The sequence below is a fragment of the Citrobacter sp. ABFQG genome, from assembly GCF_004322975.1.
Taxonomy (GTDB): domain Bacteria; phylum Pseudomonadota; class Gammaproteobacteria; order Enterobacterales; family Enterobacteriaceae; genus Citrobacter; species Citrobacter freundii.
This window is the reverse complement of record NZ_CP036435.1, coordinates 216,499-234,855: the sequence shown is the minus strand read 5'-3', so window position 1 is coordinate 234,855 and position 18,357 is coordinate 216,499. Positions and strand designations below refer to the sequence as shown.

The following is an 18,357-nucleotide window of genomic DNA, read 5'->3' as shown; positions in this document are numbered from 1 at the left end:
CTGGCGTTAATATTAATGGCGTGAGAATAATGAAAAGAAACTGTGGTGTAACGAAAAACAGAAAAAATGCTAATTTTAAATCGTGGATGTGTGAGGGAAATCTATAATAATTTTATTATATGTCAGTCGCTATTAAGCAACATTTTGTCTTATATGTAGATTTTATGCTTAGTGCTCAAAGCGCGGTAATAACCGCGCTTTTGAGATGATTTATTTGGTCAGGGCGACAATCCCAAGTGTTAGTCCGGCAACGGCTGCAGCACCACCGGCGATGGCTCCGGCTGTTTCCCAGTTATCCTGGGTAGTGCCTTTCATACAGGTATTGGTATGAACCAGGCGCCCCTGATCGTCGTATACAGGTACGCAAGGAGAATCGTGTGCACAGCCAGCCAGGAATGCGGTAAGCAATGCAACGGATATTAATCTTTTCATGGTGTTACCTCAAAATAAGCGTTTCGCTAATTAAGCAAAGACAAACGCTAAGCCATCTGCGAACTCGGTGATTATTTTACCACTTCTTAAAAAAGGACTGACATGAGGAATAATCTCAATTCATGTGGATTGTAAAAATAATGGATAAAAAGAAAGGTCGTAGGCGAGTTTAGAGGGATAGTTTAAATGAAATACATGGCTATCTTACTAATAAATAAAGAGGAGCATCGTAGGTAAAAAAGGCGTCCGTAGACGCCTTTATTTTACAAATTAATCGTTGTGCCGACTAAAACGCCGTCTCACGACAACAAAGAAGACGGGGACGAAGAAGATAGCCAACAATGTTGCGGTCAGCATTCCTCCCATAACACCTGTACCGACCGCATTCTGTGCACCACTACCTGCTCCGTGACTGATAACCAGAGGCATAACCCCCAGAATAAAGGCCAGGGATGTCATCAGGATAGGACGAAGACGCATACGCGATGCCTCCAGCGTCGCTTCAATCAACCCCTTGCCTTCTTTATCCATCAGGTCTTTGGCAAACTCGACGATCAGGATGGCGTTCTTAGCCGAGAGGCCGATAGTGGTTAGTAAGCCAACCTGGAAATACACATCGTTATTCATCCCGCGCAGTGATGCGGCTAACAATGCGCCTACAACACCGAGCGGTACAACCAGCATCACCGAGAAAGGAATAGACCAGCTTTCATACAATGCGGCAAGGCAAAGGAATACTACGATTAACGAGATGGCATACAGCGCAGGCGCCTGGTTACCCGACAGCCTTTCCTGATAAGACATACCCGTCCAGTCATGACCAATACCATTCGGCAGTTTTTCCGCCAGACTTTCCATCAGCGCCATTGCTTCACCAGTGCTTCGCCCTGGTGCCGCTTCGCCCAGTATTTCCATGGATGGCATACCGTTGTAACGTTCCAGTCGCGGTGAACCATAAATCCAATGTGATGCACTGAACGCAGAGAACGGAACCATTTCGCCATTGGAGCTGCGGATATACAGATTATTGATGTCCGCTGGCAGCATGCGGTATTTTGCATCCCCCTGAACGTACACTTTTTTCACACGACCGCGGTCAATAAAGTCATTGACGTAATAGCCGCCCAGTGATGCGGAGATAGTTTCGTTGATATCCGACAGCGATACCCCCAGTGCCTGTGCTTTCTCCTGATCAACATCCAGCTTAAACTGCGGAGTATCTTCCAGTCCGTTAGGACGAACGCGAACCAACAGATCGGGGTGTTTAGCCACCATTCCCAGTAGTTGGTTACGCGCTTGCGTCAACGCAGTATGCCCCAGACCGCCCTGATCGATCAGCTCAAAATCGAAGCCGGTTGCGGTACCCAGTTCAACAATAGCGGGCATATTGAAGGGGAAGACTAACCCATCGCGGATCTGGCTGAACGCGCGTGTGGCGCGTGCAATGACCGCTTCAACACTATTTTCCTCGCCGCTACGTTCATCCCAGGGCTTGAGGCTAACGAATGCCAGACCTGAGTTTTGCCCCTGACCGCTGAAGCTAAAACCGTTAACCGTGAAGACGCTTTCGACGTTAGCTTTCTCATTGGTCAGGTAGTACTGAGTAACTTGATCCAGTACTTTCTGGGTGCGCTCTTGCGTAGCTCCTGCCGGAAGTTGAATCATTGTCATAAACACACCCTGATCCTCCTCTGGCAGGAAAGAGGTCGGCAGGCGCATAAACAGAACCGCCATTCCGATCACGATGATCAGATAGACGACAAGGTAACGCCCTGTTTTACGCACAATACCGCTGACGCTATTGGTATAGTGATTGACGCTGTGATCGAATTTGGCATTAAACCAGCCAAAGAAACCGCTTTTTTTCTCGTGATGCTCAGCCGATACCGACTTCAACAATGTTGCACAAAGCGCAGGAGTCAGGATCAGCGCTACCAGTACAGAAAGCGCCATGGCGGAAACGATGGTAATGGAGAACTGCCGATAGATAGCCCCAGTTGAACCGCCAAAGAAGGCCATCGGGATAAATACCGCAGACAGCACCATGGCAATACCAACCAGTGCTCCCTGTATTTGTGACATGGACTTTTCCGTCGCCTCTTTAGGCGGCAGATTATCTTCCATCATCACGCGTTCCACGTTTTCCACCACCACTATCGCATCATCGACCAATAGACCGATGGCGAGCACCATGCCGAACATCGTCAGGGTGTTTATCGAGTAGCCAAACGCGGCAAGTACGGCGAATGTGCCCAACAATACGACGGGGACAGCGATGGTTGGAATGAGCGTTGCCCGGATGTTTTGCAGGAACAAATACATGACCAGGAACACCAGCACGATCGCTTCAAACAGCGTTTTTACCACTTCATGAATGGAGATGGTCACAAACGGCGTCGTGTCGTATGGGTAGACCACCTTCATTCCCTGCGGGAAGAATGGTTGCAGTTCAACCAGCTTGGCTTTGATAGCGTTCGCGGTATCCAGCGCGTTTGCCCCGGTTGCCAGCTTGATCCCAAGGCCGGATGCAGGCTTACCGTTAATACGCGCCACGACGTTGTAGTTTTCCCCACCCAACTCGATACGCGCGACGTCTTTCAGGTGAACAACCGAACCATCGCTGTTCACGCGTAAAGTCACTTTCCCGAACTCTTCAGGGTCTTTCAGTCGCGTTTGCGCAATGATAGAGGCGTTCAACTGCTGGTTAGGTAATGCAGGCGTCCCCCCTAACTGACCTGCGGCAATCTGATCGTTCTGTACCTTCAACTGATTGATCACATCAACCGGCGTGAGCTGATATTTGTTCAATAAGTTTGCATCCAGCCAGATGCGCATGGCGTACTGTGCACCAAACAGCTGCACGTCACCCACGCCATTCAGACGGCTGATTGAGTCTTTAACGTTCGAAGCGACGTAGTCGGAAATGTCATCCTGTGTGGTTTGGGGGTTGTCAGAAACAAAACCCGCGACCATCAAAAAGCTGCTACTCGATTTCTCGACGCTGATCCCTTGCTGCTGAACTTCTTGCGGCAGTAACGGAGTGGCGAGCTGCAGTTTATTTTGCACCTGTACTTGCGCGATATCGGGATCGGTACCGGACTGGAAAGTCAGCGTAATAGTCACACTCCCGGCCGAGTCGCTGGTGGAGGACATATACATCAGGTTATCGATACCATTCATATTCTGTTCGATAACCTGCGTGACTGTATCCTGAACCGTCTGCGCATCTGCACCAGGATAGGTGGCAGAAATGGCGACCGCAGGAGGCGCAATGGTCGGGTACTGTGCCACGGGCAGTTGTATGATTGCCAGAGCACCCGCCATCATCAGAATGATAGCCAGTACCCAGGCAAAGATAGGACGCCTGATAAAAAAGTTAGCCATGTCCGGTTACCTTATTGGGCTTTCGCGGCAGGAGTTTCGGTATCGGCGGTTGCTTTAACCTGAACGCCTGGACGTGCTTTCTGTAAGCCGCTCACGATAACTTTGTCACCCGGTTGCAGGCCTTCGCTGATAAGCCATTTGTCGCCAATGGCTTGTGCAGCAACGACTGCGCGAGACTCAACCTGACTCTTGTCATTGACGACCATTACGGTGGCATCGCCGCGAGGCGTACGTGTTACCCCCTGCTGCGGAACGAGAATGGCATTTGGCTGAACACCTTCATCAATGCGTGCGCGCACAAACATGCCCGGCAACAGCGTATGCTGTGGGTTAGGGAACACGGCTCTGAGGGTGATTGATCCGGTGCTTTCATCAACCGTCACATCAGAAAACTGCAAAGAGCCTTTTAGCGGGTATGACTGACCATTTTCCATCACCAGTTCGACCGTACTGCTGGTGCTGTCTTTATGCAGACTCCCTTGTTCAACAGACTGTTTGAGGCGCATAAAGTCGTTACTGGACTGTGTTACGTCGACGTAAATGGGATCGAGTTGTTGAACGGTAGCAAGCTCTGTAGCCTGGCCATTCGTGACTAATGCGCCTTCGGTGACGTTAGATTTACCGATGCGTCCGCTAATCGGCGATGTCACTTTTGTGTAGGCCAGATTGATACGCGCGCCTTCGACCGCCGCTTTTGCCGCGATCACGGAGGCATCGGCCTGGCGAGCATCAGCAATTGCCTGATCGTACTCTTGCTGACTGATGTACTTGGTGCCAACCAATGGCACATAGCGTTTTACCGTTAAATGCGCGATTGCAGCCGCCGCTTCACTCTTCGCCAGTTCACCTTTGGCGCTGTCATAGTCGGCCTGGTAAGTCGCGGGATCGATCTGATAAAGCGACTGTCCGGCTTCAATATCGCTTCCCTCAGTGAAATTCCGTTTAAGCACTATCCCGCTGACCTGGGGACGGACTTCTGCAATTCGGAATGCCGTTGTGCGCCCGGGTAATTCGGTCGTTACGGCTAAAGGAGCCTTTTCGACGACATGGACAGTCACCTGCGGTTCTGCGGGATGAGCTTGTGCTTCTCCCTGATCGTTACAACCGGCGAGTAATGCAGCGGAGACGATGATGAATGAGGGCAGGAGTGAAAACCTGGCATTTTTCGTCATTTCAATTCCTTAAAAAACCGAACGCTCGTTATTAACCGGGTAACGCAGGGGCAATAACGTGCACAAGAGAAAATAATAGTTGGCTATCCTACAAATTATTAGCTAGCGATGTAAGTAATACTTATTTATGGGTGCGATTCACGGCACGTAAAAGCAAAAAGAGATTAATCGACTGTTGTTTCATTGAGGTGTTAATAGCAATACTATGATGCGTATAAACACAAATTGAAATAAGCATTTGGTTTATGAATGTATTTATTGTTGGTATTTGTTTTGTTTATTTGTGTGCAAAGTCAGTAATAATATTTTTTAGGGCTCGTTTAAATAAATGCTAAGTGATACATTTATTGCGTTTAGCAAATATTAGATAAGAAAGTTAATCATTCTCTACCTTACCCTTACCTCAAACAGCTGAAACCATGGCCAGAAAAACGAAAGCTGATGCCCTCAAAACGCGGCAGCACCTGATAGAAACAGCGATTGTACAGTTTGCCGCACGTGGCGTAAGCAATACGACGCTAAACGACATTGCAGATGCCGCCAGCGTGACGCGGGGGGCGCTGTATTGGCATTTTGAAAACAAGACGCAATTGTTTAATGAACTATGGTTACAACAACCGCCATTGCGCGATCTTATTCAGGACCAGCTTATTGGCCGTTGGGGAGATAATCCTTTACAGCGACTGCGTGAAAAGTTAGTTGTGGGGTTGCAATATATTGCGCAGAATCCTCGCCAGCAGGCATTAATGCAAATTTTATATCATAAATGTGAATTCCATAACGATATGATATCGGAACAGGCTATTCGTGAAAAAATTGGTATCAATCATCTGGGTATGCGCATTGCCTTGCAAAAATGTATGGACGACGGACTTATCGCAACCAGCCTTGATTTAGACGTTATAATAATTATTCTTCATGGGAGTTTTAGTGGCATTGTTAAAAACTGGCTCATTAATCCAATGAGTTATGATCTTTATAAACAAGCGCCAGTATTAGTTGATAATGTATTAAAAATGTTAAGCCCAGATGGTAGCGTAAGGCAATTAGCGCAGAGTGAGAGTCAGGTGGGGTAGTTTTAGCCGCCAGGCCTGACGGCTGCTGAAGTGGGGTTGGTGGCGCTATTCGAGGTCGACGCAGTTGACCAGCTTAAGGGGATTCACTGAGTTCATATTCCGGCACTTATCGTGCTCTGTTGTCATCAGCTCTATCCATTGGATGAGCAGCGCATCAAAAAGAAAAACGAATACTGCAAAAACAACCAGCCACCAATACTTGCGAATCATTACCAAACCCTGTGTATTCATGCCCAAGCGTGCAGGGAATATACACGAAATCTGTAACCTGAAAAGCAGACTTACAATGCCTTTACTTTGTTGAAAGATCGCCGCTCTTTGCCGTCAATCGACTCTTTTTAGACAGGTTTTTTGTCTTACGTTTTTTCACCTTGGCAAGCTCAATTTCTGAAAAATGAGAACCGATACTCAGTCTTCTGAGCCCCATTTTTACGTATTCAACATTGATCTCAATCCCGACAAACTTGCGACCCAATTCCACGGCGGTGGCACCGGTGGTGAAGCTGCCGGCAAACGGATCCAGTACCCTGTCATCTGGGTTCGAGGATGCCAGAATTATACGCTCCAGGAGGGCTTTGGGTTTCTGGGTGGGGTGGTTTTCGTATTCGTCCATCAGATAGCGAACGCGTGGGAACTCCCAGACATTTCCCGGCACTTTTTTCTGATTGTATGGCTGCGGTGGGTTTTTTCTGTAGTCTATTAGCGCGCGTTGAGCCCCGGTTTTGGCTTCAACCAGAATATCGTCACGATTAAATGTGTAGTTTTTCTGATCTTTTACCATCATCAGGATCGGTTCATACATCGAACCAAAGTAATTTTTGGCCTGTACCCCTGAGCTATCGTATGACCACACGATACGGCTCTTGATAGTAAAGAGCTGGCGGCATTTGAGGTCAATATACGGCATGTTCTCCGTACTGTTCATGATGTACATGGTGCCGTGCGGTTTGAGAATGCGATGGCACTCGTCAATGCACTCAAACAGCCACGCCAGAAAAGCCTCTTCATCCCAGGACTCCACCATCCCGTCAAAATCTTTACCGATGTTATAAGGTGGATCGGCAAAAATGAGATCGATGCTTTCAGAAGACAGCTTTTTCAGTTCGGTCAGTGCATCACCCAGGATTATCTTTTTAGATTCATCGCCAAAATAGACAGGTTCACATCTTGCGTTCATCGCCAAAGCCTCCCGTGTGAAGTTAATAAAAAAGGCGCTTCCCCATGCCGAGTAGCGCCTTTTAAAACAAACATTTAACTGATTAGTATCAGTTCATGCCGTACTGTCATATTAGCTGTTTTCATGCTTTTAGATGATTTTAATATTCATATAATAATCAATGTGTTGTATAAATTCATGCCTGTATATTGTTCCAGTGTTTTTCTTTGTTTATGCTATTATGCAAGCAATTCTGTATAAACATTTGTATAAACACTTTGGGCTGGGTGGTCTATGGCTGGCGAACTTAACAAACTGAGCGACAGGAAGTTAAAGGGATTACATGGTATCCCGGCCAGTAAGATTGAGTTCTATGCTGATGGTGCCGGGCTGAGCGCCAAGGTAACGAAAGCTGGTGGTATTAGCTGGGTGTTTACTTACCGACTCGACGGGCAGAAGCTGCATCGTCTTACTCTGGGACGATACCCGGATATGAGCCTCAAAGAAGCCCGTTCTTCGCGTGATAAATGCCGCCAATGGCTGGCCTCAGGTAAAGATCCAAAGCACCAGTTGGCGCTGGCCACTCAGGAAACGCTTAAACCGGTCACTGTTAAGGAAGCTATAGAATACTGGATACGCGAATATGCAGAAGAGAACCGCGCGAATGTTGAACGGCACAAAGCGGAGCTGCGAAAACACATTTATCCTTATATAGGGAAAATGGCGCTCGCTGACTGTGAAACACGATACTGGCTTGACTGCTTTGACAGGATGAAAAAGAAAACTCCAGTCGCCGCAGGTTATGTGTTCCAGATGTGCAAACAAGCCCTGAAATTCTGCCGGGTTCGTCGCTATGCTGTGAGTACCGCGCTTGAAGATTTAACAATTCCAGATGTCGGTAAAAAACAGGCAAAAAAAGACCGGGTATTAAACGATAAAGAGGCTGGCGATTTATGGGCTGCCATTTCCTCTGGCACTTGCTTCATGCCTTACTACACCAGGCTACTGACAATCCTAATGGTGTTTGGGTGCCGAACGCAGGAGGCCAGGCTATCAGAGTGGAGTGAATGGGATATGGATGCCTGGGTCTGGACAGTTCCCAAAGAGCACAGCAAGGGCGGCGAGAAGATTGTAAGACCTGTGCCGGATGCCATGCGCAAATTCATTGAAATACTGCATGATGAAACGAAACGATCCGGCCTTTTGCTTGGGTCGGTTAAAGGCAGTGAAGCGGTAAGTCAGTGGGGCCGCGGCGTTTATAAAAAGCTGGGGCATTCTGAACCATGGACACTGCACGATCTAAGACGAACTTTAGCAACGCATATGAATAATATGGGTATAGCACCACACGTTGTCGAACAGTTGTTGGGGCACTCAATGCCGGGAGTCATGGCGATTTATAACCGTAGTCTGTATTTGCCTGAGAAACTGGATGCGCTGAATAAATGGTATGACAGACTTGATATTTTATCAGGTGGATTCACTAACATTGTTTTGTTGAATAAGGCTGAATAATGACTAGTTTTCTAAAATTGGGTATTTTCGAGCGAGAAGCCAAAGCCCCGGAGCTAAATATTAAACAACTTGCACTACTTATGTGTGGGGTAGATCCGACAGTTAAAACTGCTGATATCCCTGAAGCGAAAGTTGAAGCTTACAATATATACTATCGACAACTGAGTAGATGGTTATCAGCATCTAAATTATTTCGAGGTGGAAACTCAACAGCCTATCCCGCAGACTATATGTTTGCTCTGGCATATCCTCTTATTGATGAAGATATTACACCACAACCCATAAAGGACAGATGCCTTGCGGCGGTGGCTATAATTGCTAATCAAAACAAAGGAAAAGAGCATCTTTATGCTATGGGAGGGGATGAGCTTTTACAGGTCGGAATTGCATTGAAAAGCAGCAAACGCGGCTTGCATCGTAAAGAAGATGAAAAGGAATATAATGATAAATTAATGGGGATGCTGGTCAAGCTTATAGCACATAAGATAGGCCATTCGTTTGGCACCTCTAAAAAACCAAGCATCTCGGCTATTTTAAACGAACTATATAAATTAGCTGATGAGGAAGGTATATCTAAAACTGGATTATCTAAATCAGCAATATATGAGAAAATTCGAAAGGCATTAAATTCGATTTATTATACGGAATGAATATTGTTTTGCAGTGTTAGTAGGTATTATTTATATTTCATGTGAAAATACTAATTAATTATATTTGTTGGAGCTTTTGGCGATTCTATGATCGCCAAGGAGATTCAATTGTTATATTTGATGTGTATTACCGTTACATTCAACAGCATTCAACAGCATTCAACAGCATTCAACAGCATTCAACAGCATTCAACAGCATTCAACGACACGTAATGACACGTTATGACACGTAACGGCACCCGACAGCACCTAACAATACCTAGCTCCATCCACGGTCCCTACTAGGTCATTACTTGCTAACTTTTTCCATCTTTGTTCATGGTTATTCATCACTGTTCATCAGCGTTCATCATTGTTCATCTTTGTTATGAACAATCCAAGGTGAATCAAATCGTTAAAGAACGGTGATCTTCGGCGAGTTATTGAAATTCATGATTTTTTCTCTCGAGACAGCCGTTGAAATTACTGTGGAAACTGTTTTAAACAGGGGAGCGTTATCTTGATGGAATTTCTATCTTTCAATGGAATTGCGTGTTCTTTTAAAGGATTCCAGAATCAATGGAAATGCTGGTCGTTTATCCACTAATCTCTTCGCATAACATTGAAACAGTGGAGGCAGCATGCAAAATATAACCTTTACCCCGCCAAATCCTGAACAGCGCCGCACCCTTTTAGAAGAGTACGGCTTTAAGTTTGATCGCCGAATCCGTGAAGATGAATGCAGCGAGATCACCAGTCTTTCCCGTTCCAGCCGCTGGAAGATGGAGCAGCAGGGGCGCTTCCCTCCGCGCTGTCACTTTGGCCGCAATAGCTGTGCTTGGCTTCTTTCGGATGTGCTCTGGTGGGTTCGTAATCCGCCAGCAGTAGAGAACGTCAATAACCCATACAGCCGTAAATCTGCTTAATTAACCACAGGTAATCTGAGATGAAAAAGATTAATGCCCTCCACGGGCAGGGATTCGCTCACCCTGTAGCCAGCCAGCACGATATTTCAGCGAACCGTAAACAGGTTATTTCCGGTGACTGGTCGCCCATTAATCGCGGTGAATTTACGCTTGCCGATCTGGGGTTGCGCCACAACGGTAACGGGCTGGTGTGGCTGCGTTCCGGCGTGTCCGTGCATGAGGCAGACCATGATGTAGGGATAAGCGGCAAGGACAAGACCAAAGGAAGGGTTAATGGTCTTCCTTTTGAATTTGTCGGCCAGTGGCAGGAATACCCGACTAAACGCAGCTTTGCCGTTTCAGTATCTACGGAACTACGCCGCCAGTATTACCCGGACGATGCCACTTTTGGTAAGGCGATGCGTGAGGCGGGTTATATCCCCGTGCGCACCCGTAAATTGACCGGGAAGCTGGCAAGTTACTGGCTGTATAGAGTAACGGGTAACGATAAGGGGGTATGCACAGCAGAACCCGCGCCCTGCAAGGCTTCCGCGCCAGTTGTCCAGATCATATCTAAGCCTCATCCGTGGTTTAAACGTGTGGCACTCGATGGTAAATGGCAGTACGTCTACGCAGATCACATCCGCTTTCTGACGAAAAAGCGTCATCGCGTCGATGGTGTTCGGGTTCAGGGGTATACCGCTGGCGGGCTGAAAGTGGAGGCTATTGTATGACCGGCAAAACAAAGGCGGCCATGCCGGGCCGCCAGTGCAATACCGCTTTACTGAAACATCGCCAGATTACCAGGCTTGCCGCTGGTGGTCAAACTTTGCACTCGCCCGTTTTGGCGAGGTCAAATTATCACCAGGGATTCAAAATCCGAGCTGGAGTTCAAAATCTGCGCTCCCCCGTTTGGGGGTGCTCAAATCATGATGAGGCAGCCGCAAGCGATTTGCATAACTCAATCAGGGTTGCGCAGAATTTGAGCCGACGAAATTCGCACGCGCAAACCAAACTCGGTGATATGCCGAGTTTAAACAACCGCGTACGTTTAACGTACGGACATTGCAACCCATTGAAGGAACTTGATTATAACGAATCGTTAGAATCGGCTGGCAACAAACACGAAAAGTATTCGGGTTCGCCTGAACATCAACACTGCTTAGGTTCGGCAATCATCTTTAGAGGATGTATCAAGGAAAATCAACAATATGCAGTTGAGGTTTCGACGAATTTCTTCGGTAGCTGCAATGGCAGCGCATTTTTGCTCTACGAGGTAAATCAACAACGTACAGTTTTGCACCGTAATCCAGATTTGGCTTACGAGAGGGTAGTAACTCAAAATTACGAGGTTAACCAGCTGTCTCTGAGCGAGTCGGATAACAAACCCTCTTTAAGAGGGGAGGCTCTGATTTCGGCAGTGCCTCACAGCGCTAACGAAATTAGCCCTGTTCAGGAAAAGAGAAAGGGTGGGATTTCAAATCCTACCCTTTGGCTGGTGGTCTACCGACAAACTACCGAGAACCCGGCAGTAAACAGCATTACGGGGAGTAATCCTGTTCAGCCTTTTGGCTCGATGCCTCTTGTGATGAGCTCACGGCGGGCAAGTTCTTTCAACCAATTAGCAAGGCTGGTGCCATCTCGATCCGCTTCTGCTTCAAGCTGCGCTTTTAGTTCAGGGCTAATGCGCATATGGAAAGGTGGAGATTTACCCGCACCGCGAGGCTGGCTATCACGGACAATAATCTCTTTTTCTGTTGACATGTGTACACCTATAGATCTATCGTTAATCTCGTTAGGTGTACACACTAACATGTGCATCTCTAAAAATACAACGCCCCCGAACGGTATTACCAGTACCGAACGAGGGCTAACCACCACCGTTAGCTTAGATAACGAGGCAGCTATGAAAGATCATATCACACACCCGCAAGGGCGGAAGTCCTACATCTGGCGTTTTCTCGCACTGAGCGCTATCGGTCGCAACGTCATTCACATCACAGCTACCACCGAACGCGAAGCCCGTGAGCAATCACCGGCTGGCTGCGTGATGGTATTCGCTGGCCGTCTACCAGTTCAGGAGGTTCGCTATGCGTGAGCCAATCTGTCTGGAGCAGGCCGAATATAAATCAGCGCTGGCTTCATCACTTTACGAAACCATTCTGGAGAAGGCCTCTGCTGAATGTTCAGAAACGCTGCTGAATCTGATTTCTATTGCGTGTGATTTTAACCAGGAAATTCACCGGGCATTAATCGCCGAGCTGCGCATGGGAGAGACAAAATGAGACAGGTTCCTTTTGAAGTCCTGATGCACGCCGAAGACGCACTGGCATACAGCAATCAGGCTCTGGCTATGCTGGAAATCTGGATGGACTCCCTCGGCGAAGGTGATGAACACGAATCTAACTGTGTGGCCGCCATTTTCAGCCTGGTGCATGAGTCCAAAGATCGTCTACAGAAAGCGCGGGAGGCTTCCAGTGCAAAATGACTTTGTAAGCGATGCGCGGCACGGGAAGCGCGGAGAGTTCAAATTGCCGCTGTTTTGTGAACTGACTGCAGAAGGGCAGAGTCACATCACCTTTGCCCTAAAGTTTGCCCCCGAGTCTGTGGCTGTGTTCCATCCCGATTCGGGAGAAATATCTCACTGGCTCAGCCGCGGAAACGAGATTATCGACATTTACGGTTGCTATACCGTCTTTCCTCGCAATGGCATTAGGGAGGAACAGCAATGAGCCGCGCAATTGAGATTATCCGTGAAGTTAAGCGCCAAGCTGCCGGAAGCTGGGAAAGCCTACTTCCTCAGTGCGGGGTGACTGTTCCGCCGAAAGGCCGTCACGGCCCATGCGCCATCTGTGGTGGATCTGACCGATTTCACTACATTGACGACCACGGCGGCGGCGAGTGGCATTGTCGCCAGTGTGACGAGCCAAATCACGGCGACGGTCTGGATCTCATTGCCAGATCTCAGGGCATTACCATAACCGCTGCGGCGCAGAAAGTATCCTCTGTGCTGGGTGGTGATACCCGGACACCGGAACCGAAGCCAGCCAGAGAGAAGCCTCAGACGGATATCGCCGGGAAAGTTGCGGCGCTGACCGCTAAAGCCTCTCCGGGGCAGTCTGCTTACCTTACATCAAAGGGGCTTCAATGCCCCTTCCCGATGCTGTCCGATGGGTCGCTGCTGCTGGTGCTGAAAAACGGTGCTGGCGCGACGACAGGCGCACAGGTGATTAAGCCAGATGGCAGTAAGCGGCTGGTGGCCGGAACGGTAAAGAAAGGCTCTTTTTGCGTGGTTAATTCCGGTGAAACGCCGGAGACGGTGATTATCGCCGAAGGACTGGCAACGGCGCTTTCGGTTCAGCAGTTTCGCCCAGATGCGACAATTATCACAGCGATTGACGCCGGGAATTTGCTGTCAGTTGCGCAGGTGATGCGACAGCGTTACCCGGATGCGCAGATCATCATCGCCGCAGATAACGATATTAAGCCTGGCGAACCAAACACGGGTAAATCAGCCGCAGAAAAAACCGCTAAAGCTGTCTCTGGCTGGGTAGCTTTACCTCAGTCTGAGGAAAAGGCCGACTGGAATGATTTTCACCAGCAACACGGGCTGGAAGCAGCCGCAGCAGCATTTAATGATTCGATGTACCAGCCGGAGGGCGAAAAGGTGGTGGTAAAACTTAAGTCTATTGACGGCGGTAAAAAAGAGCAAAAATCAGCTCTGCAAGGTGACGAACTGAAACCACGCGTGGAGAGCCGTAACGATGGCTTGTACTGGATTACGCCAAAGGTGGACAAGGACAGCGGAGAAATCATCAATAACGAAGCGTGGCTTTGTTCGCCTCTTGAGGTAGTTGGTTCAGGTAGTGACGGGGCAGAACGCTATCTTGTTTTGCGCTGGCGTTCGCCGCGTGGCCACGAAGATATTACCAGGGCGATCCCTTGCGCTGATGTTGGAGAGCGTGAGGGATGGCGCTCACTTAAAGCTGGAGGGGTTAACGTGACCACTAAAAACACCTTTCGTGCCATTCTGGCCGATTGGCTGCAGCAGTGTGGATCTGGTCAGGAATGGATTATCACTCATACCACTGGCTGGCATAATGGGGCATATATCATGCCTGATGGCGAAGTTATTGGTGATCCAGAGACACCCATTCTCTTTAATGGTCGCAGCGCTGCATCTTCCGGTTATGCCGTTTCTGGTACGGCTGAGGGCTGGCGGGATTCAGTGGCTTATCTGGCCGGTGGCAACCCATCAATGATGCTGGGAGTGGCGGCGGCATTATCCGCGCCGCTTATTGGGCTGGTGGGTGCTGATGGTTTCGGTGTCCACTTGTTCGAGCAGTCGAGCGCCGGTAAGACCACTACAGCTAATATTGCGAGCAGTCTGTGGGGAGAGCCGGATGCTCTGCGCCTAACGTGGTACGGTACTGCGCTTGGTATCGCTAACGAAGCGGAGGCGCATAACGACAGTCTGTTACCGCTGGATGAAGTGGGGCAGGGGAGCAGCGCCAAAGACGTTGCCACTTCGGCATACACCTTGTTTAACGGTGCTGGAAAGCTGCAGGGAGCCAAAGAGGGCGGCAATCGGGAGTTGAAACGTTGGCGCACTGTAGCAATCAGTACCGGGGAAATGGATATCGAGACGTTTCTTTCTGCTGGTGGGCTAAAAGTTAAGGCAGGCCAGTTGGTTCGCCTGCTGAATATCCCTATGGAGAAATCGACGGCCTTTCATGGCCTGCAGAACGGCAAGGCTCATGCTGATGCACTGAAGCAGGCATGGATTGAAAATCACGGTGCAGCGGGCCGAGAGTGGGTTAAATGGTTGGCGGCTCACCAGAAGGAAGCTAAACAGGCCGTACATGACGCCCAGACGCGCTGGCGCGGACTCATTCCGGCTGATTATGGCGAGCAGGTGCACCGCGTGGCAGAACGCTTTGCAATCCTTGAAGCTGCGCTGGTGACTGGTGCATCAATCACCGGATGGGATGAACAGGCCAGCCGTGATGCTATCCAGCATAGCTTTAATGCCTGGGTGAAAGAGTTCGGAACGGGAAATAAAGAGCACCAGCAGATCATCGAGCAGTGCGAGGCGTTTCTTAATGCTTATGGTCTGAGCCGGTTCGCCCCTTTGCCTTATGATCCTGCAAGCCTGCCAATCAGTAATCTTGCCGGGTATCGTAAGCGTAAGAGCAACCATGATGATGCGCCCATGGTGTTCTATACATTCCCTGCAACGTTTGAGAAGGAGATAGCGCAGGGATTTAATGCTAGGCAGTTTGCCCGTGCGCTTGCCGCTGCCGGTTTGCTCTCTGAGCCATCAAGTGGGAGAGGATATCAACAGAAATCACCGCGAATTGATGGGCGCCAAATCAACGTTTATGTACTTCAACAAGTTGCAGAAGAAGGGGCGGAATAAAATACACATGTGAGGATTGTTATTGTTGGTTCAGTTGGTTCAATGATTGTTAATTACATTCATGTTACTGTTTTACATAGGGTTTATGTCTAATAATTGAACCAACACTGAACCAACAAACGGCTATTTTGAACCAACATGTTCCGCTATTGAACCAACCCCCTTTTCTGGCTGGCCTGTAAATATTTGCCACTGAACCAACATAAAAATAGCATTTGTTGGTTCAAAAAGGGGCTTTGTTAGTTCACTTAATGAAAATAATGCCTTTAAAAACAATAATCTTTACAAATTGAACCAACTGAACTGACTGAACCAACATAGTTTTGCATCTATACACAAAAAATAGAGGATGTTATGGACAAAAAAAACAGTGATGACCTGGTATATTCGAAGGTGCTGATCCAGAAAGTGGTTGAGCACAAAGATATGTTTGGGGTTCCAGACAGCAAAACGGATTTGCAGCTTATGCCGCTTAGCGAATACCGGGAACTGGTGAAGCGAGAAGCTTTCTTTTTTGTGGATCACAATGGTTTCCTGCGCCATCAATTTTCTGGTGATGTTATGGCTGCCAGCAAAGAACAACTGGATATCCTTATCGGCGAATTGAAAGCGAAGCGTGAGCTGCTTGATGATGCTCTGGATTGCGCTAAGGAATAATTTTGTAAATTATTTGTACTCATGTTTACCCGTGATTACCCCTGTCTCTGATGGGGGTTTTCTTTATATTTTTCATGTATATCTTGAAGAGTGGCACTCAGACGTGAGCCGCCACTGGCCGTTAAGTCAAGCTGTAGCGAGTACAGCCTGCGAGAGGCAGAAAAAGATTTAACGGCCTCCCCTCCAAGCGCTGGTTTCACGTCTCTACGTTAATTGATACGGAAACCACTCCATGAAGAAACTACTCGAATTACGCCAGCAGAAAGCCGCACTCAAAACACAGATGCGTTCCATGCTGGACAAAGCCGACACCGAAAAGCGCAGCCTGAACGAAGAAGAGGGCAAAAAGTTCGACGAACTCCGCGCCCAGGCTGATGCGCTTGAAGTTGAAATCACCCGCCTTGAAGCCGTCGCCGACGATCAGCGCAATCTGCCTGGTACTTCCGTCGAAGGTGAGCCAGTAAGCAACGACGAGCTGCGCCACTACATCATGACAGGTGATACCCGTTCTCTCTCCACGCTGGTGCAGGCTGACGGCGGTTATACCGTTATCCCTGAGCTGGACAAAGAGATTATGCGCCAGTTGCAGGATGATAGCGTGATGCGTTCCATCGCAACGGTGAAGACCACCAAAACCAACGAATACCAGAAGCTGGTATCTGTGGGCGGCACTACTGTTAATCGTGGTACCGAAGGTGAGGCACGTACCGAAACCAGTACGCCGAAGATGGAGCGCGTTGATATCAAACTCAACCCGATCTACGCCTACCCGAAAACCACTCAGGAGATTCTCGACTTCTCTGAGGTGGACATTCTGGGCTGGCTGTCTTCTGAAATCGCCGACACCTTCACCGCTACCGAAGAGAGCGACTTTGTGAACGGCGACGGTGATAAAAAATCCAAAGGGTTCCTGTCTTACCCTCGCGCTGTCACTGCCGACAAAACCCGTCCGTTCGGTACGCTGGAGAAGATGGAGGCGGCTGACGTTTCCTCTGATGGCCTGATCGACCTGCTGTATAAGCTGAAAGCCAAATACCGCAAAAACGCCGTATGGGTGATGAACTCCAACACCGCCGCCAAACTGCAAAAGCTGAAAAACGGCAACGGAGATTACATCTGGCGCGATCGTCTGGTTGCCGGTTCTCCCGATACGCTGCTGGGCCGTCCTGTTCAGTATCTGGAAACCATGCCGGATGCGGATGCAGGTAAAGCGTTCCTCGCGGTAGGCGACTTCAAGCGCGGCTATTTCATCGTGGATCACACCACTGGCGTGCGTACCCGTCCTGACAACATCACCGAACCGGGTTTCTACAAGGTGCATACCGATAAGTACCTGGGCGGCGGTGTGGTGGACTCCAACGCCATCAAGGTGCTTGAGCTTTCAGGCTCCGGTTCCTGATTTGACGTTTAAGGGGCTGCGGCCCCTTTTTGCCCTCTGTGGAGTCCAGTAATGAAAACAATTGATTTTGAAATCCGTACTTCCGAAGTGAGCGCCAGCAACAAAAAGCTGGTGGGCTATGCCGTGCGCTGGAACAGCCTGTCAGAAGTTATCTGGGATGAGTTCCGCGAACAGTTTGCGCCGGGAGCGTTTAAAGACAGCCTGGCATCCGGTAGCGATGTGCGTGCGCTGTATGAGCATAACTATACCCAGCTGCTGGGCCGCACTAAATCCGGCACGCTGGTGCTGTCCGAAGACGATACCGGGCTGCGCTTCGAGCTGACTCCGCCGAATACCCAGCTTGGCAACGATGTGCTGGAGCTGGTGGAGCGCGGGGATATCTCCGGCATGAGCTTTGGTTTCCGGGCGCTGAAAGAGGCGTGGGATATTGCTCAGTCTCCATATCTGCGCACTGTTACCGCTGCCGAACTGCGGGAGATTACCGTTACCTCTATGCCTGCTTATCCTGAGTCTGGCGTGGAAATCGCGCACCGTTCGCTTTTCTCCCAACATCCTGAACTGCGCCGCGCTGGCGATAACCGTCGCCGCTGGGCTGATTTAGCGGGGCTCTGAT

The 18,357-nt window shown here is 49.0% G+C and carries 18 protein-coding genes; 12 read left to right on the top strand and 6 right to left on the bottom strand.

Annotation, left to right across the window (positions count from 1 at the left end; genetic code table 11):
* Positions 1-210: 210 nt before the first annotated feature.
* The 3 genes from WN16_RS01170 to WN16_RS01160 form a co-directional block, all read right to left on the bottom strand.
* Entirely contained in the window at positions 211-432 is a 222-nt protein-coding gene (locus WN16_RS01170) for a lipoprotein (RefSeq protein WP_003025292.1), read from the bottom strand.
* 270 nt (positions 433-702) lie between these two features.
* Positions 703-3,816: an efflux RND transporter permease subunit gene (locus WN16_RS01165; RefSeq protein ID WP_044701353.1), complete on the bottom strand. Its 3,114-nt coding sequence runs from the start codon at positions 3,814-3,816 to the stop codon at positions 703-705.
* 11 nt (positions 3,817-3,827) lie between these two features.
* The gene (locus WN16_RS01160; protein ID WP_044701352.1) at positions 3,828-4,988 is read right to left on the bottom strand and encodes an efflux RND transporter periplasmic adaptor subunit; all 1,161 of its coding nucleotides are present in this window, start codon (positions 4,986-4,988) and stop codon (positions 3,828-3,830) included.
* A gap of 419 nt (positions 4,989-5,407) precedes the next feature.
* Between WN16_RS01160 and envR the strand changes: the two genes are divergently transcribed.
* Positions 5,408-6,064 carry an acrEF/envCD operon transcriptional regulator gene (gene envR, locus WN16_RS01155; RefSeq protein ID WP_003025283.1) on the top strand — a complete coding sequence of 219 codons (657 nt, stop codon included), beginning with the start codon at positions 5,408-5,410 and terminating at the stop codon, positions 6,062-6,064.
* A 45-nt stretch (positions 6,065-6,109) separates the two neighbouring features.
* Here envR and WN16_RS01150 read toward each other — a convergent pair whose 3' ends face one another.
* Positions 6,110-6,274 (bottom strand): DUF2556 family protein, encoded by a 165-nt coding sequence (locus tag WN16_RS01150; RefSeq protein ID WP_003025279.1) that lies wholly within the window; start codon positions 6,272-6,274, stop codon positions 6,110-6,112.
* 82 nt (positions 6,275-6,356) lie between these two features.
* A complete protein-coding gene (gene yhdJ / locus WN16_RS01145; protein WP_016151075.1) occupies positions 6,357-7,241 on the bottom strand; it encodes an adenine-specific DNA-methyltransferase in 885 nt (294 codons plus the stop codon).
* A 273-nt stretch (positions 7,242-7,514) separates the two neighbouring features.
* Between yhdJ and WN16_RS01140 the strand changes: the two genes are divergently transcribed.
* From WN16_RS01140 to WN16_RS24465, 4 genes are all read left to right on the top strand, one after another.
* The gene (locus WN16_RS01140; protein ID WP_045325326.1) at positions 7,515-8,735 is read left to right on the top strand and encodes a site-specific integrase; all 1,221 of its coding nucleotides are present in this window, start codon (positions 7,515-7,517) and stop codon (positions 8,733-8,735) included.
* Entirely contained in the window at positions 8,735-9,385 is a 651-nt protein-coding gene (locus WN16_RS01135) for a hypothetical protein (protein WP_019077825.1), read from the top strand. The genes WN16_RS01140 and WN16_RS01135 overlap by 1 nt, the downstream gene beginning before the upstream one ends.
* 620 nt (positions 9,386-10,005) lie before the next feature.
* Positions 10,006-10,290 carry an AlpA family phage regulatory protein gene (locus WN16_RS01130; protein ID WP_019077824.1) on the top strand — a complete coding sequence of 95 codons (285 nt, stop codon included), beginning with the start codon at positions 10,006-10,008 and terminating at the stop codon, positions 10,288-10,290.
* A gap of 20 nt (positions 10,291-10,310) precedes the next feature.
* A complete protein-coding gene (locus tag WN16_RS24465) occupies positions 10,311-11,003 on the top strand; it encodes a hypothetical protein (RefSeq protein ID WP_019077823.1) in 693 nt (230 codons plus the stop codon).
* A gap of 826 nt (positions 11,004-11,829) precedes the next feature.
* Here the strand turns inward: WN16_RS24465 and WN16_RS01110 are convergent.
* Positions 11,830-12,033, bottom strand: a complete 204-nt coding sequence (locus tag WN16_RS01110) for a hypothetical protein (protein WP_019077822.1) — start codon at positions 12,031-12,033, stop codon at positions 11,830-11,832.
* Between the two features lie 142 nt (positions 12,034-12,175).
* On the opposite strand from WN16_RS01110, the gene WN16_RS01105 reads away from it, so the two are divergent.
* From WN16_RS01105 to WN16_RS01075, 7 genes are all read left to right on the top strand, one after another.
* Complete coding sequence (locus tag WN16_RS01105; protein WP_019077821.1) at positions 12,176-12,367, top strand: host cell division inhibitor Icd-like protein; 192 nt, start codon at positions 12,176-12,178, stop codon at positions 12,365-12,367.
* Complete coding sequence (locus tag WN16_RS01100; protein ID WP_019077820.1) at positions 12,360-12,554, top strand: hypothetical protein; 195 nt, start codon at positions 12,360-12,362, stop codon at positions 12,552-12,554. Before WN16_RS01105 ends, WN16_RS01100 begins: the two co-directional genes overlap by 8 nt.
* Positions 12,551-12,757, top strand: a complete 207-nt coding sequence (locus tag WN16_RS01095; protein WP_019077819.1) for a hypothetical protein — start codon at positions 12,551-12,553, stop codon at positions 12,755-12,757. Before WN16_RS01100 ends, WN16_RS01095 begins: the two co-directional genes overlap by 4 nt.
* A 240-nt stretch (positions 12,758-12,997) precedes the next feature.
* Positions 12,998-15,688, top strand: coding sequence for a TOPRIM and DUF927 domain-containing protein (locus WN16_RS01090; RefSeq protein WP_045325322.1), 2,691 nt, complete (start codon positions 12,998-13,000; stop codon positions 15,686-15,688).
* Positions 15,689-16,042: 354 nt separating this feature from the next.
* Entirely contained in the window at positions 16,043-16,345 is a 303-nt protein-coding gene (locus WN16_RS01085; protein WP_045325320.1) for a hypothetical protein, read from the top strand.
* Positions 16,346-16,577: 232 nt separating this feature from the next.
* Entirely contained in the window at positions 16,578-17,744 is a 1,167-nt protein-coding gene (locus WN16_RS01080; RefSeq protein WP_045338307.1) for a phage major capsid protein, read from the top strand.
* 51 nt (positions 17,745-17,795) lie between these two features.
* Complete coding sequence (locus tag WN16_RS01075) at positions 17,796-18,356, top strand: HK97 family phage prohead protease (protein ID WP_045338306.1); 561 nt, start codon at positions 17,796-17,798, stop codon at positions 18,354-18,356.
* Position 18,357 lies beyond the last annotated feature (1 nt).

Bases quoted from the DNA above. Each gene is read 5' to 3' on its own strand.
- WN16_RS01130 (WP_019077824.1), top strand. From the start codon at position 10,006: ATGCAAAATATAACCTTTACCCCGCCAAATCCTGAACAGCGCCGCACC.
- WN16_RS01140 (WP_045325326.1), top strand. From the start codon at position 7,515: ATGGCTGGCGAACTTAACAAACTGAGCGACAGGAAGTTAAAGGGATTA.
- WN16_RS01150 (WP_003025279.1), bottom strand. From the start codon at position 6,274: ATGATTCGCAAGTATTGGTGGCTGGTTGTTTTTGCAGTATTCGTTTTT.
- yhdJ (WP_016151075.1), bottom strand. From the start codon at position 7,241: ATGAACGCAAGATGTGAACCTGTCTATTTTGGCGATGAATCTAAAAAG.
- WN16_RS01095 (WP_019077819.1), top strand. From the start codon at position 12,551: ATGAGACAGGTTCCTTTTGAAGTCCTGATGCACGCCGAAGACGCACTG.
- WN16_RS01105 (WP_019077821.1), top strand. From the start codon at position 12,176: ATGAAAGATCATATCACACACCCGCAAGGGCGGAAGTCCTACATCTGG.
- WN16_RS01165 (WP_044701353.1), bottom strand. From the start codon at position 3,816: ATGGCTAACTTTTTTATCAGGCGTCCTATCTTTGCCTGGGTACTGGCT.
- WN16_RS01135 (WP_019077825.1), top strand. From the start codon at position 8,735: ATGACTAGTTTTCTAAAATTGGGTATTTTCGAGCGAGAAGCCAAAGCC.
- WN16_RS24465 (WP_019077823.1), top strand. From the start codon at position 10,311: ATGAAAAAGATTAATGCCCTCCACGGGCAGGGATTCGCTCACCCTGTA.
- WN16_RS01170 (WP_003025292.1), bottom strand. From the start codon at position 432: ATGAAAAGATTAATATCCGTTGCATTGCTTACCGCATTCCTGGCTGGC.
- WN16_RS01110 (WP_019077822.1), bottom strand. From the start codon at position 12,033: ATGTCAACAGAAAAAGAGATTATTGTCCGTGATAGCCAGCCTCGCGGT.
- WN16_RS01080 (WP_045338307.1), top strand. From the start codon at position 16,578: ATGAAGAAACTACTCGAATTACGCCAGCAGAAAGCCGCACTCAAAACA.
- WN16_RS01160 (WP_044701352.1), bottom strand. From the start codon at position 4,988: ATGACGAAAAATGCCAGGTTTTCACTCCTGCCCTCATTCATCATCGTC.
- WN16_RS01075 (WP_045338306.1), top strand. From the start codon at position 17,796: ATGAAAACAATTGATTTTGAAATCCGTACTTCCGAAGTGAGCGCCAGC.
- WN16_RS01100 (WP_019077820.1), top strand. From the start codon at position 12,360: ATGCGTGAGCCAATCTGTCTGGAGCAGGCCGAATATAAATCAGCGCTG.
- WN16_RS01085 (WP_045325320.1), top strand. From the start codon at position 16,043: ATGGACAAAAAAAACAGTGATGACCTGGTATATTCGAAGGTGCTGATC.
- WN16_RS01090 (WP_045325322.1), top strand. From the start codon at position 12,998: ATGAGCCGCGCAATTGAGATTATCCGTGAAGTTAAGCGCCAAGCTGCC.
- envR (WP_003025283.1), top strand. From the start codon at position 5,408: ATGGCCAGAAAAACGAAAGCTGATGCCCTCAAAACGCGGCAGCACCTG.